Source organism: Anabaena sp. UHCC 0187, from assembly GCF_009712035.1.
In the GTDB taxonomy this organism is placed as follows: domain Bacteria; phylum Cyanobacteriota; class Cyanobacteriia; order Cyanobacteriales; family Nostocaceae; genus Dolichospermum.
This window is the reverse complement of sequence record NZ_VILB01000039.1, coordinates 1-8933: the sequence shown is the minus strand read 5'-3', so window position 1 is coordinate 8933 and position 8933 is coordinate 1. Positions and strand designations below refer to the sequence as shown.

The following is an 8933-nucleotide window of genomic DNA, read 5'->3' as shown; positions in this document are numbered from 1 at the left end:
CTCAGTTGTTTCAATTTTTCGTTGAATTGGTGATTCTGAGGAGGTTGAGGAAATTTGATTAACTAGATTAATTAAGGGGTTTTCATTTAATGGAAATGAAGATAATTGCTCAGAATTTACGTTGACTATCGGTAAATTTTCAGTTGTTTCTGTTTTTCGTTGAATTGGTGATTCTGAGGGAGTTGAGGAAATATTATTGTGTAAATTAGGTAAAGAATTATCTTGTGTTAAAGTTAATTCTGTGGACTGCGATCGCTGATTTACTAAAGGAGTCGTTTGATCTTGATTGGATAAAGTCATGTCAACTGGAATTGACTTAGCATTGACAATCAAGACTTGCTTATTACCTTGACTGCTATCAGGAGATAAAAAGTTAGGATTTATCGTCTGCTGTTCTACTGCTTGACTTCTCTGCTCCTGATGTTGAACATAAACAATAGGTGTTGATTCTGACTGTAAATCAATAGTGGTTGACCAACGCTGCATTTGTTGAGCAAGCAAAGGTAGTTTTTCTAATATATCAGGCGATCGCTCGATAATTCTTCTAGCCATCCGACCATCGATAACTCCCTGTTTCATCAACGGATTATTTAGCCGACGGACAAGTTTCGGATCAAGAGACTTTTGCCATTGTGGTACACGATTGAATGTCATTTTAGATGAGATACTTAATTTTTGCTGATAGAGATGATGATTTTATGTAATTTATATTGACTGGTTTTAACTATGCTTTATAAACTCCTCTATGCACTAATTCCAGCCGTTCAAATGCGACTTCCGAACCATTACTAGCATTCAGTTGTGGACCTTCCCAAGCAACCGGGTAGGCTTTTTTAAAGTTCCATCCTATGAGTTTATCCTGCTTACTGTCTCGCACCATAATTGTGCCGTTCAAGAGACGAATTTTACCTCTAGTAGCATCTTCATACCACTTCCATAAATCATCTCTTTCTCCTAGTCCCCGCTTGAAAACCAAATTAGGATAGTTCATGTATTTAGGGAATTTATGAACGTGGTGATGAACCCCACCCTCCACATAACTCTCCAGTTCTATGTTGCTGCTTAATCCTGTCACTTCTGAAAAGCCACCCACTGTCAGTCCTTCAATTTCCACCATAAAATTGAAAGCCATATAGGGATCTTGGGATTTCTTTTGAGAATTACCCCCGCCTTTTTTTTGCGATTTTGCCATGAAAGTCTCCTCTTGAGAAAAGTTTTAATCTCAAATCCTTAATTGCCTGACTGCTGATTAATCTGCTGATTAATGTGGGCAACTTGAGTTACCCACTGTTGCCGTTCCCAGTGTTCCATGTTCATCACTTGATCATAAGACCAGTGAAAGTGATAGGAAAGATAAGCTACCTCCTCCAGTAGGCGTTCTGGGGGGTAGCAGACTACTCCCCCATGGAAGAGGTTTCTACTTCAAAATCTCCTCCACAATGGGGACAGGCAACCTGAAAGCGGGTGTTACCATGGTGATTAATTCGTTGGTAAAAATCTTGCAGGTAAACCAAATCCCCAGAAAATAATTCCTCAATAATTTTGGTATTGAGTTGGTCTAAAGTTCCTAGCTTAGTAATCACCCGTGCGAGCAGAATAATCACCAAATAACCCGGATTTCTCTGTACCCTGGGGTCGCGCAGAGGAGCTATTTCATCATAGGCTGTTGATAGTCGCATCACTCCTTCTCGATGAAGGATTCCTTCTGCATCTATATAACCGTGAGGCAGGGTAAACAGAAATTCAGTTTGGTGCATTTTCCCTCGTATTAATCAACGCTGATTCCTTCGTGAACTAATTCTAGTGATTCAATCGCTACCTCGCCAGCGGTAGCATTAAAATCTGGACCACTCCACATGGTAGGCCAACATTTTTCCAAGTTCCAACGCAGTTTTTCTTCACCTTTATCATCGGCTAGAATAATCGAAACGTTTTTCCGATTGTCTTCCATTGGTTCACCATCTGTGATTTGCTTGTGCCATTTCCAAAGTTCATCATTGTCAGTGATTCCTCGCTTCAGGCTGATATTACTGAAACTATTTAAACCACCAAGTTGTCTTTGAGCAAGAATTTTGTCTGTTCCTTCTCTGTAGGTCGTGGCTGCCCTGGTAGCCGTCAAACCACTACATTCTCTAAAGCCTGCATGAACGATTCCGTCCCACTCTACCCAGAAATTATAACCATTAAATGGATCGTGAGTATCTTTAATAGCTGGCATGGTAAGTTCTCCTGAAGTAAATTACTAAGATTCGACAAATCTAACACCGCTACTGCCGTGAACTAGGGAAATAACAATAAATTCACTAGGAGTAGTGGGTGCTAAACCAATTTCCGTGACTATTTGTCCGATATTGCGGATGGCTGGGGGGTTGGTTTCCTCGTCACACTTGACATAGAAAGCCTCTTCGGAACTATCCCCATGGATAGCTCCCTGTTCCCATAGGGATTCACAGTAAACTGTTAATTCTCGCTCCATACGACCCCACAAATCTCTGTTGTTGGGTTCAAACACAGCATCAGCTAAATTCCGTTCTGCCCACCGCAGGACAGTGATTTTTAAACGGCGAATGTTGATATATTGCCATTCTGGATTTTGGCTTAAGGTGCGTGACCCCCAAATCCGAATTCCCCGACTTCTAAAACTGCGAATGCAGTTAACTCCTGATCCAGTTTGAGGATTTAAGATGTCCGCATCTGTATCAGTAAACAAAAAACTTAAATCCAATACCCCTTCTAGTAGGTAGTTAGCCGGAGCGCGATAAACTCCGACTTGCCGATCATTACGGGCATAAATTCCCGCGATATGACCACAAGGGGGAATGTTCATGGGGGCGTTTTCTATTTTCAGCCAGGGAGTATAGAGCGCACCGTTATCGCTGATTAATCGTTGTTGTTGTGTTTTCAGGGCTTCTATGTCTTCAATTTTGGTAATCCTGAAGCCATCAAGAATGGCAAAGCGATCGCCCATTCTCTCACAATGCTCTAGGACTGCTTTTTGCATTTCCATAGCCACTTCTGCCTCAGAGTTTTGCATAATATCAGGCGCGCAGACTAAATCAATGACATCTAGTCCTTCTATTGCCCGCAATCCGTTTTGCAATTCTGAGAGAGTGTTATTTAGCAAAGGAACGACATAACACAGACGACCGTCATTGGTAAAGAAACCCCTTACCGCATGAGCTAAATAGCCATCTAGTGTTTCTATTTCTGCCAATCCATTTTGCAAGGCTGAGAGAATATGATCTAGCAAAGGTAAGACGGAAGATAGACGACTGCCATTGGCAAATAAAACCCGCACCAAATGCAGTAAATAACTATGAAGTAATGGCTGTCCAAAATACTGCCCAAATTGAGTCCAGAGTGTGAGCATTTTCGGCACAGGAAGACCGTTTTCCTGAGCATTGTTAACCGGAGCGACTCCCAAGAACACCGGAACACCCGTTAGTAAATCTTTACCCGGTAAGGTAGGAATATCCTCTAAATATACACCAGGTGCTGTTAAATTTAGGTGTGTAGATGTCTGCATAGGTTAATCAATTTTGGATATAGGTCATTTCAGTGCGGTCAGGAGCCTATTTTTTCTTTTCGTCTACGATTTGGCTAAGGCGGAAGATGACAAATTCTGCTGGTTCTATTACCGCCACCCCGATTTCCGTCACCACTTGACCAAGTTTACGAACATCCATCGGATTGGTTTCTGCATCGCACTTGACAAAGAATGCTTCTTGGGGACTTGTGCCAAATAATGCCCCTTTGCGCCATTCATTGGTGAGGAAGGCAGTAATATTGCGGCGAATTTTTGCCCAAAGTTCGGGGTTATTGGGTTCAAAGACTACCCATTGAGTTCCTTCATCAATTGACTCCCGCAGGTAGTTAAATTGACGACGAATATTAATATATTTGAAGTCTGGATTGTCTTTTCCCGCGCCTAAAGTCCGCGCTCCCCAAATGCGGATATTACCATTGAGATTGCGGATACAGTTAATACCTATCTCGTTCAGAGGACCCTGTTTGATTTTGCTGATATCTTGCTTTAAGCCTACTGCTCCCGAAATTGGTTCATTAGCAGGAGCTTTATGCACACCTCTTTTATCGTCTACGCGAGCGTAAACACCGGCAATATGACCACTAGGGGGAACAAACTTCAGTCCGTTGCTGGCGGGATCGAAAACTTGAATCCAGGGGTAGTATACTGCCGCATAGTCTGAGTTTCCTAGCAGTTCGTCACTACCTGGTTTTAGTTGATCCGAGTCAATGGCGATATCTTCTATTGTATCCAAAATCGCAAAGCGATCGCCTAACAATCGGCAGTGATCATTAATTTCACCCAGGGCTACCTTACTTGTAACACCCGGAGCCGCGACGATGGCAATTTCATCAATGGCTTCAAACTTTCCTAAAGCCCTATCCTGACTAATTTCTGATTCTGCTGTCACCCATATTACAAAACACCTGGTGCCACCATTTCTGAAGAAGCCATAAACAGCATGAGCGAGGATATTTTGACCGGGATTATCTGAGAAATCCCCGAAGAATTTCTTAAATTCAGTGAAATTTGTACAGAGTTTGACTTCACCAGACTTAACTGAAGTTGAAAATTCTACCTCTTCTGTGGCTTTTTTTTGGTCTTTCAACACAACTGAATATTGGTCTTCACCAGAAATAAGCTGACCTTTCTTCGCCAAGGTTGAAGAAACTGTAGCATCTTCAGCACCTTCAGCACCTTCAGCACTTTTCGCACCTTTCGCACTTTTCGCTACTTTCAAACTGACGACACCAATGAATCCAGCCGTACTAGTTCCTACACCAGCAATAGGTGCTAACCCTGAAGAAATTTCATCAACATAAACGCCAGGAGCTAAATTGGCGAAATTGGTGGGCATAATATTTTTCCCTTTTTTTTGTGATAATTCGGATAAACAAAATTGACAGTTGCGAGTTGATACCTATTGCAAAAAAAAGCTATCAGTTGGAAGTCAACTGGAAATCTAAGGATTTCACCTCCCCAGGCTGCAAACTGATTTCTTTTTGCGTTCCAGGATATCCTTTAGCTGAAACTATTACTGTTATGGGAGTATTTTTGGCTTCTATCCCAACGATTTGATAATTCCATTCTCCTTGTTGTTGTTTAGTAATTTCAATTGAGCTAAAAGTGTATTCTCCACTCCCTAAAATCTGGACTCTAGCCATGCCAACTGCTTCTGTATCATCCGCATTCGTGATTTTGCCTCTAAGGGTGGTTGGTTTCAGTTCTAATTCTACTTTCCTAATATTATCAAATAGATCAACATTTTGATCTTGGTTAATAATATTATTTTGATTTTTTTGCCCAATCTCAACTTGACATTGACTCTTGACATAGCGCATTTTAGCACCAGACAAAGATGCTTCTAGGCGATATAATCCGGCTGGCAAATCCCTAAAATAGAACCAACCATCAGCGGCTGTTTTAGTCCTTCCTAAGTGAGAATTTTTGGTCTTTGGGTCGAGTGGAAAATAGTCAATAATTTCCTGAAATCCTAGAAATTTATGTTTACCACTAAGGTGGGGATTTTCCAGAAATACCTGAAATAATTCTAGCTTATTAGTAGCTTTTAAGCTAGAATTTCTCAGATTTTTTTGTAATTCTTGAAGTTCTTGAGGTAAGGCTAAGTTGGGAGGATTGAGATCGGGATTAAAAGAGTGCCACTGAATTAATGAACTTGGTAATCCAAATAATTTAAGTTGGAAGATTACAAAATTAATAAATTCATCAGGAGCATCAATAATCTTGACCATAGCACCTGCAATTACCTCTCCTGTGATAGCATCTCTAACTTGTCCGGCTATGGCTACTTGATGATAAAATCGTTGTCGCTTTAGCATTTTTTTCAATAGTTATCGCAGAACAATTCAGGCATGAGGAATTAAGGCTAATAGCTCTGGAAATTGAGCAAAATGGTCAACTTTAAAGTTGGAATTTATTCCCAAAATTACCCCCCTTGTGTACACTGTAGCCTTAGCAAGGGGGAAGATTGAAAAATTCCGTTCCCTGCTTTTCGCAAGGAGAGTGGTTCGTTTTTCCCCCCTATATAAATTCAATTCGTTTATCAAGCACTAAAGGAAATTCTTCTGTTTCTTCATCAACTGGAACAGCAATTGTCACAGTATAATTGAGTGCTGCTTTAGGTTTTCCCCCAATTGCTTGCCAAAATTCCCCTAAACTTTGTAAGTAGCTAGAACGCAAACCAACTGCTAGTGGTAGAGGTTCTTGTCCTTGCAAACTGCCTTGGAGAATTGCTGCTGGTAATGTCCGATAGCGGAGTAATAATTTCATTACTTCCCCTAAGATGTGATGTTCTTGTTGGGGATCATCGGCATTAGCCCAAACGGTAATCAAATAGGAACAATCTATCCTAGCTGGAGGACGTTTTTTGATTGCTGTACCATTTTGGCGACGTTGCACCGACCATTCATTACTCCGTAATTCCAGATTTTCCCGCACATCATAGAGGAAAAGATTAATCGCCGGTTTCTGTTTGATAGACCCTTCTAATGGGATATCAAAGCTAATGGCAACATTTGTTTCCGTTGACCTTTGCAACTCTGGTAATTCGTGAGTTAGTAATTGTTTTAGGGTGCTATCTAAGTCGTCCAACATGATTGAATTCCTATGGAAAAAGACAGATATATGATGATCAAGAAGTTAAGTTTCAGAAATAACTTCTATGGTGCTTGGGGAGAGTTGGTCTACTTGGTGATTGTTTTGACTATTATCAACAACCAACTCTTCTTCTAAGACCTGAATTGCTCCACTAATGCGAAGTAATGTTTCCCGGAGATTGGCCTTTTGAGACTCCAAGTTAGCTAGTGCTTTTTGTCCTGCTTCGTATTCTGTGGTTAGAGCTTGCAGGCGTTTTTCCAGTTGTTCCCTCATTGCCATCTTACTTGCTGTTTAAAGGTCTTGAGTGTCATCAGAAACTATAGGGAACCTCCAGATCGTGTGTACCCATTTCCCGGAAATAAAGGCCTATGTCTTGCTTACTCATATCAATTTTTACCTTGAGATAGGGGATAACATCAGGTCTGGGTTTGGAAATCAAATCAGCCGGAATGTAAGCAGCAATATAGCGGTTAAAGCTTTTGCTATTCCAATGGCGGGCGAAGGGGTTATCATAGCTTGCTAGAAACCTTTCAACGGGCTGACCATTGACCGTAATACCAGTGTGCATACAACCATTCCAGTCGCTATTATGCTCAACCATGTAGAGTAATTTGTCACGTCCAGACCATACTACTGGAACCATCAATTCTAAATTGGTTTTTTCAGGAATCCTTGTGTATGAGTCAGACTTGAAATTATCACCCTCTTTCTGCCAACTTGTTTCATCACCCCCGTTGACTTTCCAGTGATATCCGACTGCGGATTGAGTAGCGTGAGACCAAGGGTTTTTGCTGAATGCCACCCCAGATAACCATAACTCACCACCTTGCTTGGAAATTAGGGTAACTTTCCCGGATCTGCCTACTGGAATAGGTAGCCATTGGTGTTTATTGCTATAGCCATCAGTGAGAGAACCATCGGGACAGTAGCAATTGCCGTATCTCTTTCCACCTGACCAGCGCCCTAAGTCTTCCTTATATCCATCTCGGAACTGTGCTTTGACGACTTTATGAAGATCACCCGGTAGTCTGATCCAGAGAGTATCGTATCCTTCGGGAACGGTGACAACTGCCCCAGCATCATCCTCTTCCCCGCCTCCATAGCAGATCATACGACGGTCGTTCCATAGGTTGCTACTTATATGCCTTGTTTCAGCATCCCCAGGTGCATTTTTTAAGACACCATATTTGGTAATTACTTTGGCATCTCTGGCATCAAAAATATCTTGATAAACGATCGCATCATTGGGATACATCCGGTGTCGCATAGGATTTGTAGACTCAAGATGCCAGGCGCGGATCGCACCTTCCACATCCAATTTTCTAGCGGGAGTAGTTGTACCAATGCCGACATTACCCGTATCTCTTTCGATGGTGAGCCGTGGGGTGGCAACTCCTGCCCGATAGGATATCAACTTGATCAGAGAAGAGTTATCAGCTGCTTCACCCCCATCCGTTGACCACCCATATAGCCCATCTGCCTTACTAGTGAGGGCAATCGCTGATTTTTCCTCTGTAGGGGCATTTAAGGCTGCTAGTCTCTCCCTAATTCGCTTTTCTATATGCTCTTTAACGGCTTTTTCTGAGGGAATGACTGTGGTTCTGTCACTTTCCGTGGCGATAATTTCAGATACACCAATAATTTCTGAGCCGCCCAATTCTAATTTACCGGATACAGTTAAGTTGCCTTGAATGGTTAAAGATTTACCGTCACTTCTAAGGTTAATCTCTTCACCTTGTCCACTGGGCAACCGCGCTCCCGAATATTGACGGACACTGTTATCTACTTTTACTTGTCCGTTTTCTAGGGTGAGCCTAGCTAAAGTAATCGTTTTAGCATCTTTCGTCTCAATCGCTTCCAATGCAAGTATGGGTTCTTCTGCAAAGCGGGTGAAACTATCGGGAATTTCCGGTTGCTGTAATACTTTTGCTTCTTGATGATATCTCAGACACACCCAGCATGGTGAGTTAATTTTGAGATTGCTTTTTTCTGACCCTAGGATAATCAGATTACCTTCACCATCAATTGCTGTCCCAGATTTGATAGTAATCGTAGCTTCACCTGCCATTGCTTCTACTTCTAGTCCTTCGACAATTCCGGCTAAATGCAGTTTGCTATTGACATAACGCTGGCGATCGCTTAGATATTTATGTGCTAACTCAAAGTCCTCATCCAGGAGATACTGTCCTGGAAAATAGTTAGGACGTTGTAAGGAAAAATTACTCCAGTCTTGTTGCTGTACCATGCGAATTTTATTGCAAATTTCTAGATTATACCTCACTTGAATCCC

General features: G+C 41.8%; 10 protein-coding genes and 1 pseudogene. All 11 read right to left on the bottom strand.

Going from position 1 to position 8933, the window contains the following annotated elements:
* Positions 1 to 654, bottom strand: a 654-nt coding sequence (locus FJR11_RS22755; protein ID WP_168507883.1) for a hypothetical protein, incomplete at its 3' end; no start/stop codon positions are given.
* Between the two features lie 70 nt (positions 655 to 724).
* Positions 725 to 1192 carry a phage tail protein gene (locus FJR11_RS22750; protein ID WP_168507881.1) on the bottom strand — a complete coding sequence of 156 codons (468 nt, stop codon included), beginning with the start codon at positions 1190 to 1192 and terminating at the stop codon, positions 725 to 727.
* A 38-nt stretch (positions 1193 to 1230) separates the two neighbouring features.
* Positions 1231 to 1380 (bottom strand): annotated as a pseudogene (locus FJR11_RS23960) (DUF6760 family protein); the annotation flags it as partial.
* 14 nt (positions 1381 to 1394) lie between these two features.
* Complete coding sequence (locus tag FJR11_RS22745; protein WP_168507878.1) at positions 1395 to 1757, bottom strand: phage tail assembly protein; 363 nt, start codon at positions 1755 to 1757, stop codon at positions 1395 to 1397.
* 11 nt (positions 1758 to 1768) lie between these two features.
* Positions 1769 to 2218, bottom strand: a complete 450-nt coding sequence (locus tag FJR11_RS22740) for a phage tail protein (RefSeq protein WP_168507876.1) — start codon at positions 2216 to 2218, stop codon at positions 1769 to 1771.
* A gap of 24 nt (positions 2219 to 2242) precedes the next feature.
* Positions 2243 to 3526 (bottom strand): phage tail sheath subtilisin-like domain-containing protein, encoded by a 1284-nt coding sequence (locus FJR11_RS22735; RefSeq protein ID WP_254444831.1) that lies wholly within the window; start codon positions 3524 to 3526, stop codon positions 2243 to 2245.
* Between the two features lie 46 nt (positions 3527 to 3572).
* On the bottom strand, positions 3573 to 4883 hold the full coding sequence (locus FJR11_RS22730) for a phage tail sheath C-terminal domain-containing protein (protein ID WP_168507874.1): 1311 nt from the start codon (positions 4881 to 4883) through the stop codon (positions 3573 to 3575).
* Between the two features lie 82 nt (positions 4884 to 4965).
* Positions 4966 to 5865 carry a carboxypeptidase regulatory-like domain-containing protein gene (locus FJR11_RS22725; RefSeq protein ID WP_168507872.1) on the bottom strand — a complete coding sequence of 300 codons (900 nt, stop codon included), beginning with the start codon at positions 5863 to 5865 and terminating at the stop codon, positions 4966 to 4968.
* Positions 5866 to 6067: 202 nt separating this feature from the next.
* The gene (locus FJR11_RS22720; RefSeq protein WP_168507870.1) at positions 6068 to 6640 is read right to left on the bottom strand and encodes a DUF4255 domain-containing protein; all 573 of its coding nucleotides are present in this window, start codon (positions 6638 to 6640) and stop codon (positions 6068 to 6070) included.
* 45 nt (positions 6641 to 6685) lie between these two features.
* The gene (locus FJR11_RS22715) at positions 6686 to 6916 is read right to left on the bottom strand and encodes a hypothetical protein (RefSeq protein WP_168507868.1); all 231 of its coding nucleotides are present in this window, start codon (positions 6914 to 6916) and stop codon (positions 6686 to 6688) included.
* A gap of 37 nt (positions 6917 to 6953) precedes the next feature.
* Positions 6954 to 8933 (bottom strand): hypothetical protein (locus FJR11_RS22710; RefSeq protein ID WP_254444830.1); only part of this gene is annotated, 1980 nt, incomplete at its 5' end.

What these genes read in the sequence shown, in the direction of transcription:
- FJR11_RS22735 (WP_254444831.1), bottom strand. Translation starts at nt 3,526, where the DNA reads ATGCAGACATCTACACACCTAAATTTAACAGCACCTGGTGTATATTTA.
- FJR11_RS22730 (WP_168507874.1), bottom strand. Translation starts at nt 4,883, where the DNA reads ATGCCCACCAATTTCGCCAATTTAGCTCCTGGCGTTTATGTTGATGAA.
- FJR11_RS22745 (WP_168507878.1), bottom strand. Translation starts at nt 1,757, where the DNA reads ATGCACCAAACTGAATTTCTGTTTACCCTGCCTCACGGTTATATAGAT.
- FJR11_RS22750 (WP_168507881.1), bottom strand. Translation starts at nt 1,192, where the DNA reads ATGGCAAAATCGCAAAAAAAAGGCGGGGGTAATTCTCAAAAGAAATCC.
- FJR11_RS22720 (WP_168507870.1), bottom strand. Translation starts at nt 6,640, where the DNA reads ATGTTGGACGACTTAGATAGCACCCTAAAACAATTACTAACTCACGAA.
- FJR11_RS22740 (WP_168507876.1), bottom strand. Translation starts at nt 2,218, where the DNA reads ATGCCAGCTATTAAAGATACTCACGATCCATTTAATGGTTATAATTTC.
- FJR11_RS22715 (WP_168507868.1), bottom strand. Translation starts at nt 6,916, where the DNA reads ATGAGGGAACAACTGGAAAAACGCCTGCAAGCTCTAACCACAGAATAC.
- FJR11_RS22725 (WP_168507872.1), bottom strand. Translation starts at nt 5,865, where the DNA reads ATGCTAAAGCGACAACGATTTTATCATCAAGTAGCCATAGCCGGACAA.